General features: G+C 45.2%; 19 protein-coding genes and 1 rRNA gene. 12 read left to right on the top strand and 8 right to left on the bottom strand.

The window, feature by feature from the left end; translation table 11 throughout:
- Window positions 1-9: 9 nt before the first annotated feature.
- Window positions 10-126: ribosomal RNA gene (gene rrf / locus MMB75_RS22450) — 5S ribosomal RNA — on the top strand.
- Between the two features lie 254 nt (window positions 127-380).
- Here rrf and MMB75_RS22445 read toward each other — a convergent pair.
- A complete protein-coding gene (locus tag MMB75_RS22445) occupies window positions 381-806 on the bottom strand; it encodes a MarR family winged helix-turn-helix transcriptional regulator (RefSeq protein WP_019686071.1) in 426 nt (141 codons plus the stop codon).
- Between the two features lie 197 nt (window positions 807-1,003).
- Between MMB75_RS22445 and MMB75_RS22440 the strand changes: the two genes are divergently transcribed.
- The 4 genes from MMB75_RS22440 to MMB75_RS22425 all read left to right on the top strand — a co-directional run bounded on the left by MMB75_RS22440 (window position 1,004) and on the right by MMB75_RS22425 (window position 5,267).
- Window positions 1,004-1,444 carry an OsmC family protein gene (locus MMB75_RS22440; RefSeq protein WP_016818391.1) on the top strand — a complete coding sequence of 147 codons (441 nt, stop codon included), beginning with the start codon at window positions 1,004-1,006 and terminating at the stop codon, window positions 1,442-1,444.
- 60 nt (window positions 1,445-1,504) lie between these two features.
- Window positions 1,505-3,190, top strand: a complete 1,686-nt coding sequence (lpdA, locus tag MMB75_RS22435) for a dihydrolipoyl dehydrogenase (RefSeq protein ID WP_277510921.1) — start codon at window positions 1,505-1,507, stop codon at window positions 3,188-3,190.
- Window positions 3,191-3,487: 297 nt separating this feature from the next.
- Window positions 3,488-4,672, top strand: a complete 1,185-nt coding sequence (locus MMB75_RS22430; RefSeq protein WP_017428684.1) for an MFS transporter — start codon at window positions 3,488-3,490, stop codon at window positions 4,670-4,672.
- Between the two features lie 25 nt (window positions 4,673-4,697).
- The gene (locus MMB75_RS22425) at window positions 4,698-5,267 is read left to right on the top strand and encodes a maltose acetyltransferase domain-containing protein (protein ID WP_016818394.1); all 570 of its coding nucleotides are present in this window, start codon (window positions 4,698-4,700) and stop codon (window positions 5,265-5,267) included.
- A gap of 118 nt (window positions 5,268-5,385) precedes the next feature.
- On the opposite strand, the gene MMB75_RS22420 is transcribed toward MMB75_RS22425, so the two are convergent.
- Window positions 5,386-5,940, bottom strand: coding sequence for a helix-turn-helix domain-containing protein (locus MMB75_RS22420; protein WP_017428683.1), 555 nt, complete (start codon window positions 5,938-5,940; stop codon window positions 5,386-5,388).
- Window positions 5,941-6,052: 112 nt separating this feature from the next.
- Here MMB75_RS22420 and MMB75_RS22415 point away from each other — a divergent pair, with 112 nt between their 5' ends.
- The 4 genes from MMB75_RS22415 to treR all read left to right on the top strand — a co-directional run bounded on the left by MMB75_RS22415 (window position 6,053) and on the right by treR (window position 11,535).
- Window positions 6,053-6,634, top strand: coding sequence for a LysE family transporter (locus MMB75_RS22415; protein ID WP_016818396.1), 582 nt, complete (start codon window positions 6,053-6,055; stop codon window positions 6,632-6,634).
- A gap of 277 nt (window positions 6,635-6,911) precedes the next feature.
- Window positions 6,912-8,639 carry an alpha,alpha-phosphotrehalase gene (gene treC, locus MMB75_RS22410; RefSeq protein WP_045245168.1) on the top strand — a complete coding sequence of 576 codons (1,728 nt, stop codon included), beginning with the start codon at window positions 6,912-6,914 and terminating at the stop codon, window positions 8,637-8,639.
- A gap of 105 nt (window positions 8,640-8,744) precedes the next feature.
- Window positions 8,745-10,709: a PTS system trehalose-specific EIIBC component gene (gene treP, locus MMB75_RS22405; protein ID WP_045245167.1), complete on the top strand. Its 1,965-nt coding sequence runs from the start codon at window positions 8,745-8,747 to the stop codon at window positions 10,707-10,709.
- 76 nt (window positions 10,710-10,785) lie between these two features.
- Complete coding sequence (gene treR / locus MMB75_RS22400; RefSeq protein WP_025363960.1) at window positions 10,786-11,535, top strand: trehalose operon repressor; 750 nt, start codon at window positions 10,786-10,788, stop codon at window positions 11,533-11,535.
- Between the two features lie 122 nt (window positions 11,536-11,657).
- Here the strand turns inward: treR and MMB75_RS22395 are convergent, their stop codons facing one another.
- The 3 genes from MMB75_RS22395 to MMB75_RS22385 are packed head-to-tail and all read right to left on the bottom strand — an operon-like array spanning window position 11,658 to window position 15,634.
- Complete coding sequence (locus tag MMB75_RS22395) at window positions 11,658-12,857, bottom strand: Ger(x)C family spore germination protein (protein ID WP_045245166.1); 1,200 nt, start codon at window positions 12,855-12,857, stop codon at window positions 11,658-11,660.
- A complete protein-coding gene (locus tag MMB75_RS22390) occupies window positions 12,850-13,953 on the bottom strand; it encodes a GerAB/ArcD/ProY family transporter (protein ID WP_025363962.1) in 1,104 nt (367 codons plus the stop codon). The genes MMB75_RS22395 and MMB75_RS22390 overlap by 8 nt, the downstream gene beginning before the upstream one ends.
- A gap of 25 nt (window positions 13,954-13,978) precedes the next feature.
- Complete coding sequence (locus MMB75_RS22385) at window positions 13,979-15,634, bottom strand: spore germination protein (protein ID WP_045245165.1); 1,656 nt, start codon at window positions 15,632-15,634, stop codon at window positions 13,979-13,981.
- 318 nt (window positions 15,635-15,952) lie between these two features.
- Between MMB75_RS22385 and nirB the strand changes: the two genes are divergently transcribed.
- Window positions 15,953-18,382, top strand: coding sequence for a nitrite reductase large subunit NirB (nirB, locus tag MMB75_RS22380; protein WP_045245164.1), 2,430 nt, complete (start codon window positions 15,953-15,955; stop codon window positions 18,380-18,382).
- A 39-nt stretch (window positions 18,383-18,421) separates the two neighbouring features.
- Window positions 18,422-18,751 carry a nitrite reductase small subunit NirD gene (gene nirD / locus MMB75_RS22375; RefSeq protein ID WP_045245163.1) on the top strand — a complete coding sequence of 110 codons (330 nt, stop codon included), beginning with the start codon at window positions 18,422-18,424 and terminating at the stop codon, window positions 18,749-18,751.
- A 68-nt stretch (window positions 18,752-18,819) separates the two neighbouring features.
- Here nirD and MMB75_RS22370 read toward each other — a convergent pair whose 3' ends face one another.
- The 3 genes from MMB75_RS22370 to MMB75_RS22360 all read right to left on the bottom strand — a co-directional run bounded on the left by MMB75_RS22370 (window position 18,820) and on the right by MMB75_RS22360 (window position 24,970).
- Complete coding sequence (locus MMB75_RS22370) at window positions 18,820-20,475, bottom strand: exosporium glycoprotein BclB-related protein (protein WP_277510898.1); 1,656 nt, start codon at window positions 20,473-20,475, stop codon at window positions 18,820-18,822.
- A 213-nt stretch (window positions 20,476-20,688) separates the two neighbouring features.
- Entirely contained in the window at window positions 20,689-24,579 is a 3,891-nt protein-coding gene (locus tag MMB75_RS22365; RefSeq protein WP_277510895.1) for an immunoglobulin-like domain-containing protein, read from the bottom strand.
- 49 nt (window positions 24,580-24,628) lie between these two features.
- Window positions 24,629-24,970, bottom strand: coding sequence for a phage tail protein (locus tag MMB75_RS22360; protein ID WP_016819423.1), 342 nt, complete (start codon window positions 24,968-24,970; stop codon window positions 24,629-24,631).
- Window positions 24,971-25,214: 244 nt separating this feature from the next.
- On the opposite strand from MMB75_RS22360, the gene MMB75_RS22355 reads away from it, so the two are divergent.
- Window positions 25,215-26,915 (top strand): spore germination protein, encoded by a 1,701-nt coding sequence (locus MMB75_RS22355; RefSeq protein ID WP_153794565.1) that lies wholly within the window; start codon window positions 25,215-25,217, stop codon window positions 26,913-26,915.
- The last annotated feature ends 18 nt before the right edge of the window (window positions 26,916-26,933 follow it).

Raw genomic sequence — 26,933 nt, 5'->3', positions numbered from 1 at the left:
AAATTCATGTTTGGTGGCGATAGCGGAGGGGTTCCACACGTACCCATCCCGAACACGACCGTTAAGCCCTCCAGCGCCGATGGTACTTGGACCGCAGGGTCCTGGGAGAGTAGGACGCCGCCAAGCAAGAAAAAAAGGCACATCCCATTAAGGGGTGTGTCTTTCTTTTTGGAATTAAGCCGATCTTAGAAATGCGATTTCATTTACGCACTTTTTTATGAAAAAACAGTAAGATATTCATGTGCCACTACTCCTGTGCTTACTTAACCATTTACTTCTACTTTTACAGTAAGTATAGAAGTGTAAACCAGCAATTACATGCGTGCTTTATAAGAAAAACGACCAAGGGAGGTACCTTCCTGGTCGTTTTTCTATACTTGTTATTTCCTTGTGTTATCAACCATTCTCTGAAGCACACTCTCAAAGATATGAAGATCGTCCTGAGAGATCCCAGCAATGGTGTCTTGCTTAAACTTCTCAGCAATCGGCAGAAGCTTAAGGCAAACCTGCGTACCAAGATCGGATAATTGAATTTGTTTCATTCGTTTGTCTGCATCATCAATACTACGAAGTAAATATCCTTCGGCTTCTAGTTTTTGTAGCAGCCGCACTACACTTGGCTCCTTAATCGACAATTCTTCTGCGAGTTCCCGTTGAGTCATGGATTTGTGTGTATTGATATAATACATCGCAATCCATTGACTCCTAGTAATGTTATAAGGTCGAAATTCTTTCTCCAAGGCTTCCGAAAAGATTTTTCCACTACGATTGGTAATAAAAGCAAGACAATCCTCTAAGTTAAACATGGCCACACCAACCCATTCAACTGAACTATATTTCTTATACATCAACTTAAGTATAACAGACCTTTGTACTTTTCATCATATCAGATACTAACAACTAAAAAAATTACTTAGCTAACTATTGATTTTCGAAACTAAGAGTGCTACAATTTCCCTGAATAAAGTTACTTATTTCACAAAGTAAACGGGAGGTTATATTTATGTTAACTACATTTAAAGCTACTGCAAAAAAATTACCTGAAGGGTTGCAAGTGGAAGCTCAATCCAGAGGGTTCAAAATTGTGATGGATGAGCCTGAAGATTTTGGTGGAACCGACAAAGCGATGAATCCGGTTGAAGCACTTCTGTGTGCGCTTGGTGCATGTCAGTCGATCGTTGTTGCTGCTTTTGCCGAAGGCTTTGGGTTCTCATATGAAGAATTCCATGTAGAGCTGGAAGGAGATTTGGACCCGGATGGGTTCATGGGGTTAGCGGATGTTCGATGTGGATTTCAGGAAATACGTTTTGCCATGCACTTTAAAACGACAGAGAGCCAAGAAAAAGCAGAAGCTTTTGCAGCGTTTGTCGAAAAGACTTGTCCGGTTGGGGATTGTTTGGCTAATGGGGTTAAATTGGTACAAGCAGGCGTAGTCAGACATTAAATTTTTCGCTAAAAGGGCTCAATGAATTCTCTTTTGGTCGTGAAGGGGTTTGAAAAAATTATGGAAGTTAAAATGTCAATGATCCCTGGAGGAAAAAAAGGGAAAGCTAGCAAAAATCACGTCCAGCTCGGACAGAACGTTTCCTTTGGGGATGTACTTCTTGAGGTTGAGACAGGCAAAGGTGTTCGAGAAATTACAGCAAATGTCGAAGGAAGTATTAGTAAAATCCACTTTGAAGAAGGCGACGAAGTATCCTCTAATCAGGCCTTATTTACAATTGAAGCTGCTACCGAAGAGGGGACGTCTACAGTAGAATCACAGGCTATCAAGGTGGAACAACCTATAGTGGATAAGAACGTGGATTTGCTAATTATTGGAGCCGGACCTGGAGGGTATGTGGCAGCGATTTATGCCGCTAAAAAAGGAATAAAGGTGGCCTTGGTGGAAAAAGAGGAATTGGGTGGCACCTGTCTTAATGTAGGTTGTATTCCAACTAAATCCCTGGTGAAGTCTTCTGAGATTTGTCACCACATCAAGGAATCGTCTTTGTTTGGTATTCATGCGGGAACAGATCTTCAAGTCGATATGAAACAAGTCATTCGTCGTAAAGATGAGATCAAAGGAAAGTTGATTTCGGGTATTGATTATTTAATGGAAAAAAATAATATTGAAATTATTCGCGGTCAAGCTGCCTTTTTATCTGCCACACAAGTAAGCGTCAAAGGACAACGACATTACCAGGTTACAGCAAAAGATATCATTATTGCGACAGGCTCCAAAATTACCAAAGTGAATATTCCCGGCATCAATCTTCCTTTTGTAATGAATAGCACCGATGCCCTTGCCTCTACTGAACTACCAAAAAGTATTACGATTATTGGCGGTGGTGTGATTGGTATGGAGTTTGCCTTCATTTATCGTAATTTCGGCGTAGAGGTTCACGTGGTAGAATTTATGGATCGTTTGTTGACCATGGTTGACAGTGATATTTCAGAAGAAATTAAACATTCGGCAGAAAATGCTGGGATTCATATCCATACCCAATCCAAGGTATCTAAAATCCAACAGGCGGACGATGGACAGGCTATTGTCACCTATGAAAACAAACAAGGTGAGCATTTGTTAGTTAGCGAGAAAGTGCTTGTTGCGATCGGACGTGAGCCCAATTTGGACGGACTGGATATTGAACAAGCGGGTATCCAGCGCAATGAGCGTGGGCAAGGCATTGCTGTTAACGAATATATGCGTACAAACGTCGAACATATCTATGCCATTGGTGATGTGACGGATATTATGCAGCTTGCCCATGTCGCCTCCCATCAGGGGATCACGGCTATTGATGCCATCATGGGTGGATCGGAAGGTATGCACTATGCTGCCATTCCCAATGTCATCTTCACTTCACCCGAAATCGCAAGTGTTGGTATATTAGAGGATCAATGCAAGCAAGAGGGAATGGATTTCAGTGTAAGCAAAGTTTCGTTCTCCAGCAATGGGAAAGCATTAACGATGAATGAATCGGAAGGCTTTATTAAATTGATAAAGGATAATGTGTCACAAAAAATTGTGGGTGGATCGATCATTGGTCCAGATGCATCATCTTTAATCAGTAGCCTGACATTGGCGATTGCCAATGAACTGACGGAGCAGCAAATCATGCAAACCGTTTTTGCTCATCCAACGACAGGAGAAGTGATTCACGAAGCCGCGTTTGGCCTTAGCATTGGAGCGCTCCATCAAGCGTAATATCAAAAATAAAAGGAATACTTCTAGTCTGAGTAAGCGGACAAGGAAGCATTCCTTTTTTATTATTGGATGTTCATGTAAGGTACATATACGAAACTGGCCCTGGGGGATGGAGAAAAAGCTTATAATGATGAAGCACTAAAAACTGGAGGCCGCTGCCCTCAGCTTATCATACTGCCCAGGTATTTTTGACAAAAAAGTGCTGGATGCGATCAGAATAATATATTATAATACTACTTATTAAAAGATTTATAAAAAGTCTCGCTAAGGAGCTCATCGATGACAGGAGAACCCTCCATGAATCCTAGGATAGTTCGTAATATTTTATTTTTGTTATTCGCTTTACCGGGTGTAGCTTTTGCTTCCTGGGTGTCCCGCACGCCTGTCATACGGGATATTTTGCATGTCTCGACTGCCGAAATGGGGATTATTATTTTTGGATTAGCCGCGGGTTCCTTATTGGGATTACTTAGTGCGGGCAATGTTATTTCTCGTATAGGTGGACGGTCGGTCATTCTGGGAAGTGCGCTTTTGATTGTGATTGGTTTTGTCATTGTAGGGTTGGGAACTGCATTTTCGCTCACGAGCATCGTGTTTGTTGGTTTGGTCATCTTTGGTGGTGGCTATGGCACAGCAGAAGTAGCTCTTAACGTCGAAGGTTCTGCGGTAGAAAATCAGTTGAATAAAACGCTCTTGCCCGCCTTTCACGGTTCGTTTAGTTTAGGGACCCTTGTAGGGGCTGTCATCGGTTCTGGAGCAGCTGCACTACACATACCTGTTGTGATTCATTTTGGAGCTATGGCTGCCATGATTGCCACGGTAACTTTGTATTTGTATCGTTATTTGCCCCACGATACAGGTAAAGAAAAGGTTATTTCTACGTACAAGGTTGGATCTAATATCAAGGTTCAGCTTGCTGTCTGGAAAGAAAGGCGAATCCTACTGATTGGTATCATCGTGCTCGGGATGGCGTTTGCAGAAGGGGCCGCGAATGACTGGCTGCCGCTAACGATGGTAGATGGTTATGGCGTGGACTCCTTAACAGGCTCCTATATGTATGGGCTATTTGTGGCAGCGATGACCATTGGACGTTTCACGGGTGGATTTATACTGGATAAATACGGCCGCGTCCCTGTGTTGAAAGGAAGTGCTGTCCTGACTGCTGTGGGTATTACTCTAGTGATCTGGGGGCAGCATGATCTCTTAGCCGGATTGGGTATCTTGCTGTGGGGGCTTGGAGCTTCACTTGGTTTTCCTGTAGGATTGTCAGCTGCAGGAGATGACCCTCATGGTGCAGCTATCCGGGTAGGAGCCGTAGCCACAATTGGTTATATTGCCTTTCTAGTGGGTCCTCCGGGATTAGGGCTTTTAGGTGAACAGGTGGGTCTCCTGCATGCCTTAATTGTAGTGCTTATTGGCGTTATGGTGGCTGGTTTGATATCGGGTGCTGCCCAGCCTGTGGGGATGAAAGAAAAGAAATGAATTAAAATATAAAGGAGATTGTTACATGTCTATGAAAACGGAAAAACAAAAGATGCTGGATGGGGAGCTGTATGTAGCTGCTGATCCTCAATTAACAAGTGAAAGAGAGTATGCGAGAAGATGTGTACGTCTCTTTAATCAGACGACGGAGGCGGATAGCGATTATCGTGAAAAGTTACTTAAGGAGCTTTTCGGATCAACGGGTGAAAATATAAACATGGAACCCAACATACGCTGTGACTATGGATACAACATCCATGTTGGGGAAAATTTCTATGCCAACTTCGACTGTACTATTTTGGATGTTTGTGAGGTGCGTATTGGAGATAATTGTTTTTTGGCCCCAGGAGTGCATATTTACACAGCGACTCATCCCATTGATCCATTTGAAAGAATCGCTGGGGCAGAGTATGGAAAGCCTGTAACGATTGGTAACAATGTATGGATCGGCGGTAGAGCTGTTATTAATCCCGGTATTACGATAGGCGATAATGTCGTAGTGGCATCAGGAGCAATAGTAACCAAGGATGTTCCAGATAATGTAGTTGTAGCTGGAAATCCAGCACGAATAATTAAGCAAATTGAAATCTCCTAAACACTATACAGGTCTAATCATTTAATATTTGTACCGATGATCCTATTAAAAGAGCTCCTTATTTTAATAGGATCATTTAATTTAAGGGCTTTTACATGTATGCTCTTTAAGAATTGAACTATACAGAGTAATAAATGATCATATTCATCCGTACCAGTGTTTCTCCCGAATTATAGTATATATGTGGACGGTCTGCTTTAAAGCGGATCGAATCTCCAGCTTTCACCGTGTACATTTCTTCGCTAACTTTTACCACCATTTCACCCTCAAATACGGTAATAAATTCTTCAGTACCCTCACGGTGTGGGGCAGAACTCAGTTCCCCGCCTGGTTCAATCTCTACGGTATAGACCTCAAAATTTCTATTTCCTTCATAGGGGAAAAACGGATACAAGCGATAGTGATTGCTTTCTTCAAGCACTTGTACTTTGCTTTTAGGAACGACTATGGCATCGGCAGGCGGCTCGCTAATCAGGGCAGTGAATGATATTTTCAGACCGTTCGCAATTTTCCATACCGTTGTAATCGAAGGATTAGATTCTCCGCGTTCAATCTGGCCGAGCATCGTTTTACTGATCCCCGTCAGGTCAGCTAATTTATCTAAACTCAATTTTCTTTCATTTCTTAGATGCTTTAGATTTTTACTTAAAATCAAATTAATATTCTCCATCATTTTTCCGCTCCCTATTGTGCTATATAAAGAACATGATGTACAATCATGAAGTACAAATGTGCGTTTCAACGCACATTTTATTCAATTATAACACACTGGAGTTGATTGTTGCATGCCGTTTATTCCATTTTTATCTTATGTACTGGTTACTAGCTTTACGCCAGGCCCCAACAATATTATGTCATTGGACAGTGCCAGGCGGTTAGGTTTGAAGAGAGCTTTTCCATTCTTACTGGGAATAACAGCAGGCTGTTTCGCTATTATGCTGTTAGCCTGCTATTTTAATCTAGCTTTATATCATTTCTTGCCTCGGGTTAAAATCTGGATGAATGTTCTTGGTAGTCTGTACATGCTTTACCTGGCAGTAAAAATAGCAAAGAGCAAATCTACTTCGGAGGATAATGACCACAATGAAGGATATTCCTTCAAATCGGGACTGCTGCTGCAATTTATCAATTTAAAAATCATTTTGTATGGTATTACGGTCATTTCAACGTTTGTAATGCCGTATGATGTGTCATATATGACAATGATAACGATCTCGTTAATCCTGACCTGTATTGGTTTTGTAGCTGTCATGTGCTGGGCGATTTTCGGCGCCATGTTTCAACGCTTTTTGAATAAGTATGAGCGCTCCTTCAATATCATAATGGCCTTATTGCTCCTTTATAGCGCACTATCTATATGGATTTAAATAAATACCGTATTCACGATTTAAAAGATGGGTTCCTGACTTATAAGCAGGAGCCTTTTTCGTGTGAAATAGAGTTTATTGAAAGAGTCATGAAATACAATCGGACAGAATGGATGAGTTTCCTGGTCATTTAGCTGTAAAACGGGTATTACCTTAATACATAAAGTATATTGACAACTTGTATATACATGATTTAATCTTGTATATACAAGAAGTTGAAAGCGTTATATTAAATTCTTTTACGCTACTTCATTTCGTAAGAAAGGAATGAGCATGAATGGAAGCAATGAACAAGGCTTTAATTCCTCAAGATCAAGACTGGTGGCGCAAATCGGTCGTCTATCAGGTTTATCCCAAAAGCTTTAACGATACGACGGGGAAAGGAACCGGTGATATAAGAGGTCTGACACAAAAGCTGGATTATCTGCAAGGACTGGGTGTTGATATTATCTGGTTGCAGCCTGTATATGTCTCGCCACAGCGCGATAACGGGTATGATGTAGCCGATTATTGCCGGATTAATCCTGATTATGGAACAATGCAGGATTTTGAAGAATTGAGCCAGGAAATTCGGGCGCGTGGGATGCACTTGATGATCGACATCGTGGTTAACCATTCTTCCACAGAACATGTCTGGTTTCAGCAGGCGCGGCTTTCTAAGGATAATGAGTACAGGGATTATTATATCTGGCGTGACCCAGCACCCGATGGAGGACCTCCGAACAACTGGATTTCCAAGTTTGGTGGACCAGCTTGGCAGTATGACGAGGCGACAAACCAATACTTCTTGACACTGTTTGATAAGACGCAGGCGGATTTAAACTGGGAAAATCCCAAAGTTCGCCAAGAAGTTATTAATGTGCTGGAGTTTTGGGCTGAGAAGGGAGTTAGTGGCTTCCGACTTGATGTCATTAATTTGATCTCCAAGGATCGGCAATTCTCGGACGATGATGGAAGCACGGCTCCTGGGGACGGGCGTAAGTATTATACGGATGGTCCGCATGTGCATGAATACCTTCATGAATTACATGAGAAAGTATTCTCAACATATAATAGCGTCACTGTAGGGGAGATGTCCTCCACCTCACTGGATCATTGTATCCGTTATTCCAATCCAGAGAGAAAAGAATTATCTATGACCTTTAATTTTCATCATTTGAAGGTGGATTATCCTAATGGGCAAAAGTGGGAACTCATGCCTTATGATTTTGAAATGCTGAAAAGGCTATTTTCGGATTGGCAGATTGGCATGCAACAGGGTGGCGGCTGGAGTGCATTGTTTTTTAACAATCATGATCAGCCAAGAGCGATCTCTCGCTTTTTGGATGATGGTGAATACCATGTGGAAAGCGCCAAGCTACTGGCCACCACGCTACATGGACTTCAGGGAACACCTTATATATTTCAAGGTGAAGAGATTGGAATGCCCAATCCGCAGTGGTCAGATATTGAAGAATTCCGTGATGTTGAATCGCTGAATATGTATCGTATCTTACAGGAGCAAGGCAAAAGTGCAGAGGAAGCATTGAATATCATTCGAGAGCGGTCCCGTGATAATTCGAGGACACCGATGCAGTGGGATAACACCCGCAATGCAGGTTTCACTACAGGCACGCCTTGGATTAAGGTAGATGAACGATATCCACATATCAACGTTCAGTCCCAGTTAGAGGACCCGGACTCGATCTACAATCATTATCGTAAGCTGATTCATCTGCGTAAGAAGGTACAGGTCATCACCGATGGGGATTATCAACGCTTGGATGAAGCCCATCCTCAGGTCTATGCCTATCAACGCAGCAATGAACAGGAGACTTTGGTCGTCATCTCTAATTTTAGTGGGCAGGATGTACAGTTCCGTATACCGGATTCATTTTATTCATCATTAGATAATCAAGCAGGGGTTGCGGCTGAGCTTTTAATCGGTAATACCCAGCACGCTCCGCAGCTAAATCAGGTGGTCTCTTTGACTCCGTATGCTTCCTATATGTGGATTGTTCGTTAACCTTAGTGAATAGTATGGAAACATCTAGTAGTACCCCGGTAGTACATTTATTTTTAAGCCGGGGTGCTGCTTTAAAAATGAGCAAACGTCGAGGGAGTGGACTAGATGGCGATTGAAAGAGCACAGGTGGAAGACATTATAAAAGCCGTTGGTGGTAAAGACAACATAGAGGCCTCTACGCATTGCGTAACTCGTCTGCGATTTGCCCTTTATGATGATAAGCTGGTCGATAAAGAAGCACTCGAACAAAATGATCTGGTCAAAGGCCAATTTTCTTCACAAGGACAGTATCAGGTCGTGATAGGTCCAGGTCTGGTGGATAAGGTATATGACGAAATGATCTCCATTACAGGAGGCAGTCGGGCTTCTAAGGACGATGTTAAAAACGCCGCTAGTAAAAAACAAAACCCGATTCAGCGTGCCATCAAGACGCTGGCAGATATCTTTATTCCGATTTTGCCCGCGATCGTGACTGCAGGTTTATTACTTGGGATCAATAATATTTTGACAGGCAATGGAATCTTTTTCGAAGGAATGTCTCTGGTTCAGGTCTACCCTCAATGGACCGACTTTGCAGCAATCATTAATACCATTGCCAGCACTGCTTTTACATTTCTACCTGCTTTGATTGGATGGTCGGCTGTTGTCCGGTTTGGCGGTAGTCCTTTACTCGGGATTGTACTAGGCTTGATTCTGGTTCATCCGGATCTGCTAAGTGCATACAGTTATGCGGATGCCGTTACCAAAGGAAGCGTTCCGGTATGGGATTTGTTTGGCTGGCACGTGAACAAGATTGGTTATCAGGGACAGGTTCTACCCGTTTTGGTATCCGCTTACGTGCTCGCACAAATTGAGAAATTCCTCAATAAGAAGATAGCGGATTCATTTAAGCTGTTGCTCGTAGCTCCGATTACATTGTTAATTACAGGATTTCTTGCTTTTACAGTGATCGGTCCGGTTACTTTTATGCTTGGTAATGCAATTACGTCTGGTCTTGTATACGTTTTCGATTTGGCTCCTGCGCTGGGTGGCTTGATTTATGGAGGCTTTTACTCCTTGCTGGTCATTACGGGAATGCACCATACTTTCCTGGCGGTGGACGTGCAATTAATTGGTACGCAGGGTGGCACGTTCCTATGGCCGATGCTGGCACTGTCCAATATCGCTCAGGGGGCCGGAGCACTGGCCATGATGCTGGTATTGAAGGAGCAAAAGGGAAAAGGATTGGCTCTTACCTCCTCCGTATCTGCGTTTCTGGGTGTGACCGAACCTGCCATATTCGGAGTGAATATCCGGTATAAATATCCGTTTGTATTTGGAATGATCGGTTCCGGTATCGCAGGTATACTGCTCACCGTAAATCATGTGTTGGCTTCTTCCATTGGTGTAGGAGGGATTCCAGGCTTCCTATCCATTTTCCCAAACAACTGGGGCGTATTCTTCATCGGGATGGCAATTGTATTGATTGTACCGTTCGCTTTAACCTTCATGTATGGGAAACTGCTAAGTAAACGCCGTCAGACTCCAGCTACACCAGCTAATGACTCCATACGGAAAAATTCGGACCAACAAAATTCTGCACTGGATGTGCTTGAAGTAAAGACTCCGGTACTAGGACATGTTGTGCCATTGGAGCAGGTTCCTGATCCGGCTTTTGCCGAACGGCAGATGGGGCAAGGTATTGCCGTGGAACCGAGGGATGGTCGGATTCTTGCCCCTTTCAGTGGAAAAGTCATTCACATCATGGTGAAAAGCAAGCATGCCTTGATTTTGGAGCATCCAACAGGTGTACAGATACTGGTACATGTAGGAATCAACACGGTGTCATTGAAGGGAGAAGGATTCACCATGCATGTGGAGACAGGTCAAACCGTGGAGCAGGGCCAGCTACTGATGGAATTTGACCGTGAGCTGATTCAGAAATCAGGGTATCCTATGATTACACCGGTCATTGTTCCCGAAGGGCAGAGTATGATTGAATCGATTGAGGAATTGCCAGGTGAGGCGAACGATTTGCAATATGTCTTAATGAGAATTCATTTGAATTCTTCATCAGACAAAACGAATTAAGTCAGATTCATCCCTGCTAGCCTAATTTAGTAACTTGGTCAGTGAAAGAATGCTACAATAAACGTGGTGATGAAAATTGACTAAGAATATATTTTTGCAAATTTATCAAGAGTACTCGGGGCGAATCCAGACAGGCGAATTGGCTCCTGGTTCGAAAATGCCCTCTGAAAATGAATTGGCCCGGGAGTATAACACTTCTCGTGAGACTGTGCGTAAGGCACTTCACTTGCTTGCACAAAATGGGTATATCCATAAAATAAAGGCTAAAGGATCTTTTGTTCTGGATATCGGACGGATGGATTTTCCTATAGGGGGATTGGTCAGTTTCAAAGAAATGTCTGAGCGGATTGGGCGTAAATCACAAACGATTGTTCATAAAAATCAGTTGATTCCCGTCCCAGATGACATAGCTACTCATCTTGAGATTGACAAAGACAAGTATTTGGTCTGGGAAGTCATTCGTGCGCGTGAAATTGAAGGTGAATGTGTCATACTGGATAAAGACTACTTTCGATCAGACATTGTCCCTGTGCTTACCGAGGAAATTAGTCGTGAATCTATCTACGAATATCTGGAGGGGGAACTCCATCTTCCAATCAGTTATGCTAAAAAAGTCGTTTCTGTAGAAGATGCAGATGAAGAAGACCGGAAGCTGATGGACCTCCAGAACTATACTCATGTGGTTGTAGTCCGTAACTATGTTTATCTGGAAGACACCACATTGTTCCAGTATACCGAATCAAGGCATCGACTGGACAAATTCCAATTCGTCGATTTTGCCAGACGTTCCCACGGTGAAGAGAGGAAATCTGAGTTTTTAAGCTGACCCATTAGAGTTGACCCAAGAACGAGTGATTAAATTGGAATAGTCCACTGTGGTGGAAAACCCCTCTTCTAAAGAAGAGGGGTTCTTTTTTGACTCCAGGACAAATTTTGAGTAGATGTTGACTATTCGGCTGAGGAACCTAAATCCGTAATGGTTAGCTTAACATCGAAGGTTACAGGGATTTTACTGAATTTATAATCCCAATCATCTTTTACTTTTTTCCACACCTGTGGTTTTTCAATTTTCAAGTGATCACCAAAACCAGCAACATCGACTTTATATTCGGATTGTAATTTGTGCATAAGAGATTTAACCCTTCTAGTCACTTGTTTTTCAAACTCTAGCTCAGCTTCTTTCATGTTTCGCGTCTCAGTTGGGTCTACCTTCTCATCCCAGTTTTCGATTAAACGTCCTTTGGATTCAATTTTTACGTGAAAAGATATGTCATCGCCATCATCCACTTTAGTTGTTATTTTGCTCTTTACCGATTTGATTTCATAAGTTATGGCTTCATTTCGCTTGTCATACGTTTTGACAGCTCCGCCCTCAACATCACCCTTAATCCATCCAATACTTTCCACGTCTTGTTGTCCCAAAGTACCGATCCAGTGGCCGGTTTCTCCTTTAATAATACCAGCCCCTGAAAATTCTAATTCCCCATCGGATTCAATGATGTTTTGCAGTATATAGCTTTTTTTGGAGTGCATCATCCCATCCAATTCAGACAAATTGACCCCCCTCATTACCTTGCTGGTTCTGAAATGGTTACGAAGCATATACAGAATATGAATGGATGGGACTTCTTCCTTATATTTGGTAACTAAAGTATTAGCTGCTCTTCCCTTGCTTAAGAAGACCAAACAACTCGGGCGAATATCATTATCACGAAGCACAAAATCCATCAATTGCTGCATCGTCTGTTGTTTTGCCAGTTCGGTGGAAACCACCATGACCTTTAGATGGTGACCAATAACGGGGCGATCCAAACGGAGAGAGAGTTGGCGGAAGATTTCAAGCAAAGAATCTCCTGTGCCAGTTATGTTGTTATAGTTTGGCTCTTGTCCCCCTCCTCCGCCTTGCTGGCTTGGGCCTCCAGATGATTTTTTGGGAACGATTTGTACACTGGCCGTAATTTTATTTTTCTTGAAGTAGCGGCTGCCTTTCTTCTCCAGATCCTGTTCCAATGGACTTAGCTCCCCCTTATCCAGAGAAAGTCCTGTATATATGCTTAGTTCTTCTACTTCTTTGCTGCTCCAGCAGCCGACTTGAGTAACCAGCAGAATGAAGGCAAGCAGCACGGATAGGATAGATCGTCTAGACATTTTGCTTCATTCCCTTCTTCCTGATCATGAACACGATGGAGAGAAATACCGGAATCAGAAGAAATAATATGATTCCCATGTATCCGATCGCATCGCCAAGGCGAAACACTTCCATCATACGAACAGGAGTCATCGTGGAGATAAAGATAAGCGGAATTAAACCGAAAATCGCATAACGATATTTAAGACCAAACACCTGTGAGACACCTAAGGTTGCATTGAAGAAAAAACTGCAGAAATTACAAAACATTTGCATCACCCAGATCACCAGCAGTGGAAACTCCAGACGTTCAAAAAGAAATCCGGGGATCTCAAAACTGCGCATCAAATTAATAGTAGGCCAAGTACTTGTCACAGTAGAATCTACCGATAGCCCGCCGATCACCATAACTACGGTCAAAAAATACAAAACTAAAGGGATACCGATACCCACTGCCATGGCCTTAAATGCTTTTTCGGGGTGCTGCATAAAAGCGACCAGTGTCATGACGACTTCACATCCAGAGAAGACAAGAATAGTCGATTTCAGCCCCTTGATGACGGGTAAAATTCCGTCACTCAATACGGGACGAAGATGATCAATTTGGAAGATTCTTAAGCTAAAGACAAAACAGAGAAGCAGAAAGAAGAGACTGATCGGAAGTATAATCTGGTATAGCCGCGCGATGGAATTAATGCCTCCAAACACCAAATAACTCCCTACCCAGATGAATGGAATCACAATCGCCCAGATGGGTGTGCCTTCAAGTAGAAAAAACATGGTTACTTCAGCCAACACACGGATCTCGAATCCAGCTATGATTATAAAGTATATAATTAATAGCACACTTAAGAATCCTCCCGGAACAGTACCTACAATTCTTCTGGAGTATTGATATATAGTGTTTCCGGGAAACTGTTGACTTAATTTCACCATAACCCAGACGACGAAGATGACAATAGCTCCACCGATGAGGACAGAAAGCCATGCATCAGGAGTTTGTACTTGTTCAGTTACACCTCTCGGCAGTGTCAATATCCCTGCGCCCAATACGGTATTGGTCAGGAATACAGCCCCTTGCTTCGTTGTGATTTTATCATCAGAGCGTCTAAACACAGTGGCTCCTCCTTCGTATTTGGCATCATGATCTACGCTTGCGTTGTTGTGTTTTCATCATGACAGGTCTTCGTTTCATCAGAGAAATAGGGGCTCGGATGTACAGATCCTTCCAGTCACTTGGACGCATAGGGGAAAAGGGAGTTACATATGGTACACCAAAGCTTTTCAACTTCGTCAGATGGATACAAATTAACAGAAAGAACAATATGGTTCCAAACATGCCCAGCATTGCTGCAAAGAACATTCCGACAAAACGCAAAAGGCGTAAGGTAATGCCCGCACTGTATGTCGGTATCGAAAACGATGAAATGGCAGTAACCGCAACCACAATCACTAGGAATGGGCTAACGATGCCCGCATTTACAGCAGCGTCGCCGATAACCAAGCCTCCCACAATGCCCATCGCAGGGCCAATGGGTTTGGGCAGGCGAATGCCGGCCTCTCGCAGAATTTCGATAGAGATTTCCAAAATCATAACTTCTATAACGGATGGGAAAGGGACGCCTTGACGGGTTCCGATAATGCTAATGACCAGCTTGGTCGGAATTAAACCGGGATGAAACGATATAAAAGAAATGTACAGAGCAGGCCCCATAAGCGCTATAAAAGCCCCGCTAAACCGTAGCAGACGTAATAGTGTCCCCGGAATCCATCGCTCATAATAGTCCTCGGGAGATTGAAGCAGCATACTGAAGGTCACCGGGACAATAAGTGCAAAGGGAGTACCATCCAGTAAGATCGCTATTCTTCCCTCCAACAAAGCATTAATGACACGGTCAGGACGCTCTGTATTATGAGCCTGTTGGAACGGACTTAAATAATTGTCTTCGATGAGTTGTTCCACATACCCGGATTCAGGTAAAAAATCCATGTCTATTTTTGATATTCTGCGGCTTACTTCTTCAAGAAGGTCCGGATTCACAATATCCTTTATATACGCGATAACCAGATCTTTTTTGATTCTGCTGCCCACTTGAAATTTCTTCATTTCCAGACTTTTATTTAAACCCTGGCGTCGAAGCATCGAAGTGTTTTCACTCAATACTTCCGTAAAACCGATTCTGGGACCCCGAAGCAATGCTTCAGAGGTTGGTTCATTGACGGAGCGAATAGCGCCATTAGGAGGGCCCACCAGTAGCGCTTCCTTCATTCCTTCAATTAATAGGGCGGTATGACCTAAAAGGATGAACTCGTACAGTTCCTCCATACGGGTAACTTCACTAATTTGCGTAAGTGGCATCAGGCTTTCTTTTATAAAAGAGTTACTTAACCCTTCCGGTTGTTCCTGTTGATCCTGACCCTGCTGGCCCCCAAACATCAAGACCTCTAATACCTGCTCGCTCATAAGCTTTTCATCCTGCATACCATCTATGAAGACTAACATGGACCGAGCATGAAATTTCTTCACCATAAACTCACGAAAATGCACATCACTATTTTCGCCTATAGCTTCACGAATTGCCTGTAAGTCGGAATCATAATTTCCTGTAATTTTAGAGCTCGGTTCATGCTGCTGATCCATGGGACCTTCGTTATGTTTGGATTTGGCTCCTTTACTGCCGACAAACGAATAAATCGAGGTGTTAATATAATAAATTCCTAAAGGAATAATCAACGCGAGACCGGCTTGAAAGAGTGTACTCCAGCTAGGAAAATAAGAAATGATTTTAGACCACATGATGATTACCTCCAAGCAATTCAATTCATTCTCCCTTAAGATACAAGTTGTTCATAAAGTATTCCTTATAACGGTTGTATTTACGCATGAATTGGAAAGATTCATTCGATGACGCTGCTATGATTTCCGGTCCTTACCTTAATCCCTTGAAATAGAATAGGGAAATCCCTGAATATTCATAATTTTAACTACATTGTGATTGAAATCACATATAGACCTATCTGCTGTATTAAAATAGAAGCATAAACAGAATTTCATAGGAACGTTGGAGATGTCGTCGGATAGGGAGTATCGTCGAATGAATGGAGGAACCGGTATATGATAAACAGTAAAAAGAAGCTTGTGGTTATAGGGAACGGGATGGCTGGTATCAATACGGTCGAACAAATTTTAAAATTAACAGATAAATATGAAATTACAGTCCTGGGAAGTGAGCCGCATCCGAACTATAACAGGATCATGCTCTCTTATGTGTTGGAAGGTAGTAAAACAATAGATGATATTATACTGAACGATTTGCAATGGTATGCGGATCAAGGAATTACTTTATATACAGGAAAAATGGTTAAAAGCATCGACGGTAAGCACAAGAAGATTCGCACCGAAGACGGACTGGAAATTGACTACGACGTGGCTTTGGTAGCTACCGGCTCACAATCGTTTATTCTGCCTATTCCGGGTAAAGAACTACCGGGAGTTATTGGTTTCCGGGATATCGCCGATTGCTCGGCCATGCTGGAAGCGGCAAAGACCTATAAAAAGGCTGCTGTCATTGGCGGAGGTCTATTGGGGCTGGAGGCAGCTAAAGGCTTGGTCAACCTAGGAATGGATGTTACGGTCGTTCACTTAATGGAAGATTTGATGGAACGTCAGCTGGACCGGGAAGCGTCTGCGATGTTGAAAGCAGAACTGGAACGCCAGGGAATCAAGTTTGCTATGCAAATGCAAACTGCGGAGGTGTACGGTCAAGATCGGGTACAAGGACTGCGCTTCTCGGATGGAAGTGAGCTGGAAGCGGATTTGGTGGTAATGGCCGTCGGAATCAAGCCTAATATCCAGGTAGCTGTGGAAAGTGGTATGGAAACGAACCGTGGGATTGTGGTCGATGATTTGATGAAAACATCCTTGCCGGATGTATATGCCGTAGGGGAATGTGTTGAACACCGTGGGGTCTGCTACGGTCTGGTAGCTCCGCTGTTTGAACAGGGAAGTGTAATTGCCAAACATTTGGCAGGCGCGGATACCGAAGGTTATGCAGGATCGGTAGTTTCAACCAAGCTCAAAATTTCAGGGGTGGATGTTTTCTCAGCTGGCGAATTCATAACCCAGCCTGAACATACGGTGATTGTAGCAAAGGATGAGTGGAAGCGCACATACAAAAAAGTGCTGCTTCGTGATAATAAAATTGTGGGGACTGTACTGTTCGGCGATGTGAGCGAATCTGCTAGTCTTCAAAAGTATGTGCGTCAGCAAACGCCAATGACAGATGAGATATATGGACAGCTGATGGGTACTGGATGCAGCAATCACGGGGCGAAAACATCATCCGCTGAAACGATGGCCGATGACGAAATTGTGTGTGGCTGTAACGGTGTAACTAAAAAGGCAATTGTGGATGCAATTAATGAAAATGGACTAACCACAGTCGATGAAATTAAGGCATGTACCGGAGCTACGCGTTCCTGTGGTGGATGTAAGCCAGTTGTTGAGCAAATTTTGCAATATGTTCTTGGAGACGGCTTCAAGACGTCAGCCAAGCAAGGAATATGTGGTTGTACAACATTGAGCCGGGATGAAATTGTGGAAGCGATCAAAACCAAAGGGCTGACAACTACGCGTGAAGTGATGAATGTACTGGGTTGGCATAATGATGAAGGATGCTCCAAATGCCGTCCGGCGCTGAATTATTATTTAGGGATGATTAACCCAGATACCTATGAAAATGAGGGAGATTCCCGCTTTGTAAATGAGCGATTGCATGCGAACATTCAAAAAGACGGAACGTATACAGTGGTGCCAAGAATGTACGGCGGTGTAACGACTCCAGAGGATCTGAAGAAAATAGCTGATGTTTCTCTTAAATACAACGTTAAAGTCGTTAAAGTAACTGGGGGACAGCGGCTGGATTTGATTGGTGTCCGTAAAGAAGATCTGCCTAAAGTGTGGGAAGAACTCGATATGCCTTCAGGATATGCCTACGCGAAATCACTTCGTACGGTTAAAACCTGTGTTGGATCGCAATTTTGCCGTTTTGGTACACAGGATTCGATGGGAATGGGAGAAGTGCTGGAACGGAAATTTGAACGACTGGATTTCCCAGCAAAATTCAAATTAGCAGTTAATGGCTGTCCACGCAACTGTGCGGAATCATGTACAAAAGATATCGGAATCGTAGGCAATGACGGGGGCTGGGAGATCTTTATCGGTGGAAACGGCGGTATTAAAGCACGGTTGGCTGATTCACTCTGTAAAGTAAAAACGGACGCTGAACTGATTGATATTGTAGGAGCCGTGATGCAGTTCTATCGGGAAACAGGGCAATATCTGGAACGTACTTCGGAGTGGGTGGAACGGATCGGTTTGGAAGAGATTCAGAAGGTTGTCGTTCACGATACCGCTAATCGACAAGCTTTAGTAGAACGTATTGAATTTGCACTACAACAGGTCGAAGACCCGTGGAAAAAGATCATCAATGATGAGGATACACGTAAAAATCTATTTGAAGTTGTCACTCCATCTATTGTGTAATTGTATCTAAAATGCCTGAGGAAGGGAGCAATCAAGCAAATGATCAAGAATGCCGAATGGCTTGTCGTCGGTGACAGTAAGGATTTTCCGACTAGAATAGGACGTACCATCCACATCAAAGGGACTGAAATTGCTGTTTTCCGCACTTCGGAGAATGAGCTCTATGCTGTTGAAAATATCAACCCTCATCCCAAAGGAGGTCCTCTTACAGAGGCGATAGTATCGGGACATTATATTTATGATCCTTTGTATGACTGGAAAATTGATTTGCGGACGGGTACCGTTCAAGAGCCCGATCACGGGCAAATTAAAACGTTCGCCGTCTGTGAAGAGGGAGAAGAAGTGAAAATATCACTCGAAACGCTTTAATTCATTTGAGGGAATGGAAATAAAAAGGGCTCGACAGGAATAATCCTGTGGGCCCTTTTCGTTTTGGATTAGGTAATGGTAACGCCTGCACTTGCGTAGCCCACCACGGTATTAACGAGAGAAATTCCTGTAGCTGTGGCAGAGAAAACCATAAGCAGACGGGTTTGTGCGGTTACGGGTATTGCCAACCCAGTAGCAATACCACTAGAAGTCGTTCCTAAAGCGACGATGTCAGTTAGCGGGGGGGTCAATGTAACGGTAGCTCCGGGAATGGCTATAAAGGTGTTATTAGGTGTTGGGGAACTAAACAACTGGGCAGTAATGCTAACGGATGATCCCAAGAGGGTTAGAGCAGCAGTTGTACTGAAATATCCGGCAATGGATGTGATTACACCACCCCGTGGAATAGAGAAAGCAAAGTTAATGACTGGTCCTACAAGCGTACCTGTGAGATCAATGATACCGCCTACGAGACTAATACCTGTTGCTGAGCTTCCAAAGCCGATTAAACTTGTGGTTCCAACCAGTCCGCCGGCAATGGTTGTCAAAATTGCTGGTCCACCCGAAGCAAATGGGATGATTGCGCCCGAACCGGTGGCTCCAGTAACGCCTGTAACCCCTGTGGCTCCGGCGAGTCCGGCCGTGCCCACCGTGCCCGGCAGGCCATCGGCCCCGGTCGGTCCAGTGGGTCCAGCGGGTCCGACCGCGCCAACTGCGCCCGGCAGCCCATCGGCGCCAGTCGGTCCCGTAGCTCCAGCAGGACCGACCGCGCCCACCGCGCCCGGCAGGCCATCGGCGCCAGTCGGTCCCGTGACTCCAGCAGGCCCGACCGCGCCCACCGCGCCCGGCAGCCCATCGGCCCCGGTCGGTCCAGTGGGTCCAGCAGGACCGGCCGCACCCACCGCGCCCGGCAGGCCATCGGCGCCAGTCGGTCCCGTGGCTCCAGCAGGCCCGACCGCGCCCACCGCGCCCGGCAGCCCATCAGCGCCGGTAGGTCCCGTAGCGCCTGTTACACCTCCGGGAGGTCCAGCAGGCCCTTCAGGTCCGGCGGCCCCGATAGGCCCAGCGGCTCCGACAGGCCCGGCAGGCCCGGCAGGTCCAGCGGCACCTACAGGTCCAGCAGCTCCCGGAGGCCCAGCAGGTCCAGCAGGTCCCTCAGCTCCGACAGGCCCAGCGGCACCTACAGGTCCTGGAGGGCCCGGCACACCTGCTGGACCAGGCGCACCACCAGGCCCCACAGGTCCCGGAGGCCCTTGTGGGCCAGGCTCCCCTGACAAATACGGTTCACTTAGTGCGTTGCTAACCGTCGTTCCCGCAGTTCTGATTGCACGGATTAAACTGTCTTTAAGAGTTGGACTGAGGGATTCCTGTAGAACGATGGACAATAGGGCATCCAACAGTTGCTGTAATGTAGTACCTACGCTGATCGGAGAGAAAGGCGTGGCTTCTAACGCTACTATAGCAAGCTCCAACGCCGCCAGTAAATCTGCCCTAGCCCCGCCTCTAAGTCTTAAACTTTTCGCCAGAGACAGCAATTGTCTTAAAATCTGTTGCAATAAAGATACATTAGCCGTAGAAGGGTTTGCGAATACAAGTGGGATGATCGAGGTCAATTCATTAATAAGTTTGAGAAGCGTTTCGATACTTCTAATATCTCTTGATGGTTTGCAGTCCTCATCTTTTTTTGAAGCACCACTGAACTTGAACGGTCTTTTATGTTTCATGCTCAAGTATCTCCTCCTCATTCTGCCTACTGTAGAGGTGACAGATGGTTAATCGCCCCGTTTTACAGATATTCATAATATATTTATTTGAAGTGAAAAGGGTGAATACACAAGCAAAGCTTAATAAAATATTGATAACAAAAGCGCGGTTCCCAAATGCCTGGGGCCGCGCTTTAGTGTGTAGTCTATTTAGATTATATGTCTTCGGCAGATTTATTTGAAAGTTCGTACCAGCAGTTCAGCCATCTCGCCTCTGCTAATGGCGGCTTTCGGTTTGAGCGTTCCATCAGGATACCCGCTAATCCAACCCGAGCCTATAGCTTTCTCGAATGCTGTGGAAGCCCAGGAAGCAATCTGCTGATCATCCTTATAGGATTGCAGTCCAGTAGGGCTGGAAACGGATGTCTGATTCTGTATCGCGTGTGACAGGATCACCATCGCCTGTTCACGGGTAAGGCCCTCATTAGGTCCGAACGTCTGAGCAGTTAGCCCTTGAATCCATCCCTGACGGTAAGCGGCATCCACGGCCGATCCAGCCCAGTGCCCCTTCATATCTGTAAATGAGGTAGACAGGCTCTCGTCTCCAGTAGTTCCTAAAGCCCTGATCAATGTGGCTACAAATTCTGCACGGCTCACCGCACGCTCAGGGCGCATGTTGCCGTCTTTATAGCCCTGCATCCAGCCTTTGGCTGCAAGAGATTGTAGGGACTTCGCTGCCCAGTGACCTTGTAGGTCCGGCCATACCTGAGCTGGTTCTTGCGAATCTGACGAATGGATGGGGTCATTTTGTACACGGGTCTGATCAACCTGAGACGCGTTCGTAGAGACGGCAGCGGCAAAGGTACCTAATCGAGACGTATTCAGACTCACACCCGACAAAATCCCTTGTGAATTCACCACAGCAGTACCTTTTAGAATCTCACGTTCACCATTTTCATACATCACAAGAATGGAGAATTGAGGTTCAACATTTTGCAATTCACTTGAGGATACGCTATCCAGCGGCAGAACGATGGACGAATTCCCTGTCACGTTAGCTTTAATTTCTACAGCCGGTCCTATCAGCTTCAGGTTGGGTTGCTGCTCGGCCCAATCGCGAAATTGCTGATCTGCCTGCTGGAATGACATGGTGACGTCCTGCTGACCTGAGGCGGCCATGCTGGTTAGTGTGTCACTGGATACCATCAGCGTCCCATATTGGGATATCACTGAAGCTCCGAGCTGATCCCATTTATTTAGTACAGAATGAGTGAGGAGAACACGACTCATTTGCTTTTCCTGCTCCAAACGAATGTCAGCGTATGCCTTGCCTTCACGAAGTGCTTGTTGGATCTGTTCATCCAGGAATGCCGCAGGAGGAACAAAGAGGGAGACTGTTTTCCCTTGCTCTAAAAATCCTATCTGTTGTATGCCAGCAGATAGATCCTGATCCTCATTTTTATCTTTATTAGACTTGCCTGTGTCCACACTTACTTTGGCAGGGACGATGACTTCTATGGCCTGCGTCAAAGCATGAGAACCATCACTTACCTTCATGACATTCAGCATGACAGTGACAACGGAAGGGGTGTCTGCTTGAACAATAGTTCCGTCTGTACGCACAATGTCTGGCTGACTGCTGCTGCTGATGGTCACACGGAAGCCATTAGGTACGGCAGGCAACCTAAGCAGTGTATCACTTGTTGTAGGGGCAGGTATGCTTGTGATGGAATCCGCGACACGCTGCGCGGTTAATCCTTGCGGATACACTAGCCCTGAGGGAGCGCTCTTCATGCCATTTACGTTCTGCAGCACATAGAAGCTGGCTCCTTCGGGTACAGGTGTAAATGTATATTTTCCCTCACTCGAAGCGATTCCTTCCGCTATAAGCTCCTGCTGGGCATTATACAGCTCAAGCCGTGCGCTCGGTAAAGCGCCTGTGACAATCACAGAGGCAATATCCTCGTCGCCTGCTGCGGCTGCAACAGCACGGGGCAACACGTTTATACGGCGTTCTGCCGGTTCTGCGGTCCAACTTCCATTGTCGCTATAAGCATAGTTCAATACGTATACACCAGGTACATTCGTATCGACATTGCCGATCCCTGAAAGATCGGGGACCAGGATATTGCCGTATACACTGTCCAATACACTGGCTCCCGGATCCGTGAAGCTGTCGCCGGTTTCCAAAACAATTGGATTATTGCCGTTCAGTCGTACATAAGGTGTATTCGGCAATGCTTTCAGCACGGTGATCGTGAATGTTCTTTGGACAGAAGCTATGCCTTTAGAAATCATAGCAATTAACTGTACATTCATATCACCGTCTGTATATTTAGGCCGATTTACCTGACCACTATCACTGAGGATATCCGGTTGATCCGAGGACCAGTCGATCTGGGTATCAAATGCCCCTGTACGAGGCAGGGCGATGGAATCCTTAATCCCTTGCGGGTAATCCAGATTCAGTGTATTTGCCGCCAAATTCACTGCTTCATCAGCGCTTACGGGCAATGCAGGTACGAGCAGACTGAAGGTTTTTCGAAGCTCAACCCCACCTCTTGACACAACCGCCTCCAGCGTGATGGTCTGATCGCCCTGTACATAGGTTGGGAAGGTTACATGTCCAGTATGATCCAGGAACTCAGGTTGACTCGACGACCATGACACCTGAACGCCATTCAGCGCATCCTTTGCCAAATATACGTCTCCGGTTACTGTCGTTAGCGGTAGTTCCAGTGCTCTGTATGCTGCGTCCACGGCTTCAGTGTCGCTCATCGGCAGACGGAGTACGTGTGCAGTAAAGTCCTTTGTTTTCGTTAAGCCTGCAAGTTGCAGGGTAGCCGTTAGGGTAACGTCCGTATCTCCACTACTATAAGGAGGTCTGGTGAGTGTTCCATCTGCTGCAATGACAAGAGGTTTGGACGAGGACCATTCGATCTGCACTCCACCATAACCGGAGAGAGGGAGTGATACATTTTCTTGTACCGCAGACAAATCACCAAGCGATAGGGCATCTGCTGCTTGATTTAATGTATCTTGAGCAGTCATCTTTGAAACGGTAACTTCGAAAGTTTGGGTATCCGAGGCGGTTCCTTTCGCAATCGTTGCTGTCAGTTTTACTTTTTGGTCACCCAAATCGTATCGCGGACGTATTACAGCGCCTTCGTTCGTAATGACGTCAGGAGTATCCGAACTCCAGCTCACCGTCGTATCATTTAACCCAGTGAGTGGCAGTGTCAGCTTTTGGGATACCGAATCCACTGTATCTCCAGGAGAGAAGCCTAAAGTAAGGGCGGCTTTTGCCTGTGCAACTCTCTCGGCATCGGTAAGTATGGTCACTTTGACCTCTGAAGGAGTGCTCTCCCCTTTAGCATTCACGGCCTGAACCGTGTAAACTGCTTCACCTGGCGGCAATGCTGAAGTGTCTATGAATTGGGTTAAGCTGCCTGTATAGAGCGTTACGCTATCTCGCATGACTTTGTATGAGGCTGCATAAGGAACGGCATCCCAGCTTAACTCCACGGTATTTCCATTTTTAGTACCTGTAAAATGACCCGGAGCTTGTGGAATGGGGAGTCGTTCCCCATAAGCTGCGAATTCCATGATGGAGGCCCATTGATTGTTTCTTGCATTTCCTTGATCAATATATAATCGAAGGTATCGTGTAGTTACAGGAGTAATGCTCTTTTGAAAATTAGAGCTCACATTATTCTGCACAGTATCCACAGTCGCCCAATTAAATCCGTTGCTACTCGTCTGCAATCGGAAACTGTATGGATCACGTTCATCGTTCCATCCATAATGGACACCCATACCTGTAACAACGTATCGATCTACGATATACCAGTCTCTCAGATCTACCTCGATCCATTTTTCACCGTTGCTGGCTTGATACCAGCGGCTTGTCGGTTCGATTGACCCATCCACAGCCTTGGAGGGATCATAGGGCTGGGTGTAGCCACTTGATGTTGTTGGTTTGTTAAACACTACATTTTCCCAGCCGGCAGCATTGGTTTCATTCGTCCCTATGAGCAAAGCCGCACCGCTGATAAATGGCAGCAGTGGAATCAGCACACGGTAGGGTTTTAACTTGTTGCGTGTGAAGTTATTTCCTTCGAGCACGCTATCACCTCTTCTTTATTAAATAGCACACCACTTGAGCGTGTTCATATTATGGGCGGGACGGGTAATCCCCTTCGATTGCGATGTAGTAGTTTACATTCGGCAACGGGGAAGCTCCACGCAAGTCAGGCAATGCAAATGTACGCACTCCATCACCGCCAAAATTAGTGCCCAGCAGACTGTATAATGCTGAATACTGAGCAATGGGCAACAGCTGGCCTTCGCATTTTAGCCAGCCCTTAGGAGCGAACGTGTATGGGTACATCGTAATTTCCCCCATATAAGGCTCATAACCTGCGTGTGCCTGTTTGGGGCTAATCGCTGTTCCTCCTAACAAAATGACCGCCAACAGACTCAATACGGCGGCTTTCTTCCAAAAATGATTCTTCATACCTACAACTCCTTTAGATTCGAATAATGGACCACGAATTCAACAAATTTGTGACATTAGTCATAGAATGAATAGATATTATCATGGATTTCCATTTTTGCAATACAGCTCATCTATCAAATTCACCTTTTTATTCCTTTTATGAGCAAAGAAATTTGTTCCATCTGCCTCATCTTTCATGCATCTTTTTTCTAATCCAGGTAAATCTATATACAAATCCTATGGAAGTGAAGGAGGAGACAGCGTGTGGCAGGTCATTGGAACTCATGCGCCCAAATGGAATATATGGGTGGAAGCCTTCTTTTTGTTCATCATACCTTTGATTATTTTTCTGACAGTACGACAACTTAAAGCGCTGGATGGTCGAGAGAGCAGACGTATGGAACGATTAAAGCTTATGGAAGAAGAAGATCGTTCGGAGCAGGCAGATCATAATCCATCTGTCAGTGAGGCAGAGAAGGAAAAGGGGACCTTTACCGAAGATTATGAAGCCAACATAGCAAAAATCAGACAAGCAGTTGCAGATATGGCAGACGTAAACGAACGCTCGATTTTTCTGGAAAATCTGAACGCTGTAAGCACACTTTTTTTTGTGGATGGATTAACGGACAAGGTTGGCATGGATCAGAATATATTAAAACCGCTGATGGATTGGGGCAGCTCCGGGCAAGAGAAGGGAGAGCTTCCGCGAGGAAAAGAGCTTCGGGATATGATTGTTCACCAGGTCATGCTGGTATCGGAGACGGAGTATACGTTAGAGGTGCAGTTCTCCTTGCAAAAGGTGCTGTTTGGTTCAGTCATACTCGTGATTCAGGGCATACCGGGTGCTTTTGTGCTGGGTACACCCAAGGGAAATACACGAGGAGTGGAGGATCCCATATCGGAATCGGTGCTGCGCGGACCGAGAATTGGTTTTACAGAGACACTCAGCGACAATACAGCGATGCTGCGCAGGCATGGAGAAAGTACAGAACTGGCCATGTCATCCTTCAAAGTCGGCAAAAGAGTGGAAAAACAGCTCATGGTAGTGTATTTCAGAGACATTGCCGACCCGGAGCTTGTAGATGAGGTGAAGCGGCGGGTCCAAACCATTGATATGGATGAGGTACTGGAGTCGGGCTATGTAGAGCAGCTTATTGAAGATAATTTTCTTAGCCCATTTCTGCAAATTCAAAATACGGAGAGACCGGATCGGGTCATGGCTGCATTGCTGGAGGGACGTGTCGCGATTCTGCTGGACGGTACACCTTTTGCGCTTCTTATGCCTGTAACGTATGGGATGATGCTCCAGTCTCCCGAAGATTATTATGAGCGATGGCTACCGGGGTCGCTGATTCGATTTCTTCGGTTTATGGCTACTTTCATATCGTTATTTGCTCCAGCGCTTTATATCTCCTTTATCTCGTTTCATCCCGGACTGATTCCAACCAAGCTGGTCATTTCCATTATCAGTGCTAGACAGGGAGTGCCGTTTTCGACGTTGATTGAGGCCCTGATTATGGAGATTTCCATTGAAATTTTACGCGAGGCAGGACTTCGGCTCCCCAAACCCATCGGTCCAGCGATGGGTATCGTCGGCGGTTTGATTATTGGACAGGCGGCTGTTGACGCCGGGATTGTAAGCCCGATCCTCGTCATTGTGGTGGCAGTCACAGCGATTTCTTCCTTTTCCGCCCCTGTATACAGCGCTGGCATATCCATGCGTGTTCTTCGTTTCGGTGCCATGTTCACGGCGTCCATCTTTGGCTTGTATGGCGTGATCATGTTTTTTCTGATGCTGAGTATTCATATGGTTAAATTACACAGCTTTGGTGTTCCGTTTCTTAGTCTAACGACCCCCCGTTCGTTCAAAGACTGGAAAGATTACTTCGTACGAGCACCGTTGCAATTTATGAAAAACAGACCCATTCTTTTGAAGCATAAAGACCCTAAGCGACAAGGATGAGTTCAACACAGGAGGGAG

It is taken from the genome of Paenibacillus sp. P2(2022), assembly GCF_029522175.1.
GTDB classification, from domain to species: Bacteria; Bacillota; Bacilli; order Paenibacillales; family Paenibacillaceae; genus Paenibacillus; species Paenibacillus polymyxa.
This window is presented reverse-complemented; position numbering and strand designations above follow the sequence as displayed.

Excerpts from the sequence above, each read along its gene's own strand:
- MMB75_RS22445 (WP_019686071.1), bottom strand. The coding sequence starts at position 806 with ATGTTTAACTTAGAGGATTGTCTTGCTTTTATTACCAATCGTAGTGGA.
- MMB75_RS22440 (WP_016818391.1), top strand. The coding sequence starts at position 1,004 with ATGTTAACTACATTTAAAGCTACTGCAAAAAAATTACCTGAAGGGTTG.
- lpdA (WP_277510921.1), top strand. The coding sequence starts at position 1,505 with ATGGAAGTTAAAATGTCAATGATCCCTGGAGGAAAAAAAGGGAAAGCT.
- MMB75_RS22430 (WP_017428684.1), top strand. The coding sequence starts at position 3,488 with ATGAATCCTAGGATAGTTCGTAATATTTTATTTTTGTTATTCGCTTTA.
- MMB75_RS22425 (WP_016818394.1), top strand. The coding sequence starts at position 4,698 with ATGTCTATGAAAACGGAAAAACAAAAGATGCTGGATGGGGAGCTGTAT.
- MMB75_RS22420 (WP_017428683.1), bottom strand. The coding sequence starts at position 5,940 with ATGATGGAGAATATTAATTTGATTTTAAGTAAAAATCTAAAGCATCTA.
- MMB75_RS22415 (WP_016818396.1), top strand. The coding sequence starts at position 6,053 with ATGCCGTTTATTCCATTTTTATCTTATGTACTGGTTACTAGCTTTACG.
- treC (WP_045245168.1), top strand. The coding sequence starts at position 6,912 with ATGGAAGCAATGAACAAGGCTTTAATTCCTCAAGATCAAGACTGGTGG.
- treP (WP_045245167.1), top strand. The coding sequence starts at position 8,745 with ATGGCGATTGAAAGAGCACAGGTGGAAGACATTATAAAAGCCGTTGGT.
- MMB75_RS22395 (WP_045245166.1), bottom strand. The coding sequence starts at position 12,857 with ATGTCTAGACGATCTATCCTATCCGTGCTGCTTGCCTTCATTCTGCTG.
- MMB75_RS22385 (WP_045245165.1), bottom strand. The coding sequence starts at position 15,634 with ATGTGGTCTAAAATCATTTCTTATTTTCCTAGCTGGAGTACACTCTTT.
- nirB (WP_045245164.1), top strand. The coding sequence starts at position 15,953 with ATGATAAACAGTAAAAAGAAGCTTGTGGTTATAGGGAACGGGATGGCT.
- nirD (WP_045245163.1), top strand. The coding sequence starts at position 18,422 with ATGATCAAGAATGCCGAATGGCTTGTCGTCGGTGACAGTAAGGATTTT.
- MMB75_RS22370 (WP_277510898.1), bottom strand. The coding sequence starts at position 20,475 with ATGAAACATAAAAGACCGTTCAAGTTCAGTGGTGCTTCAAAAAAAGAT.
- MMB75_RS22360 (WP_016819423.1), bottom strand. The coding sequence starts at position 24,970 with ATGAAGAATCATTTTTGGAAGAAAGCCGCCGTATTGAGTCTGTTGGCG.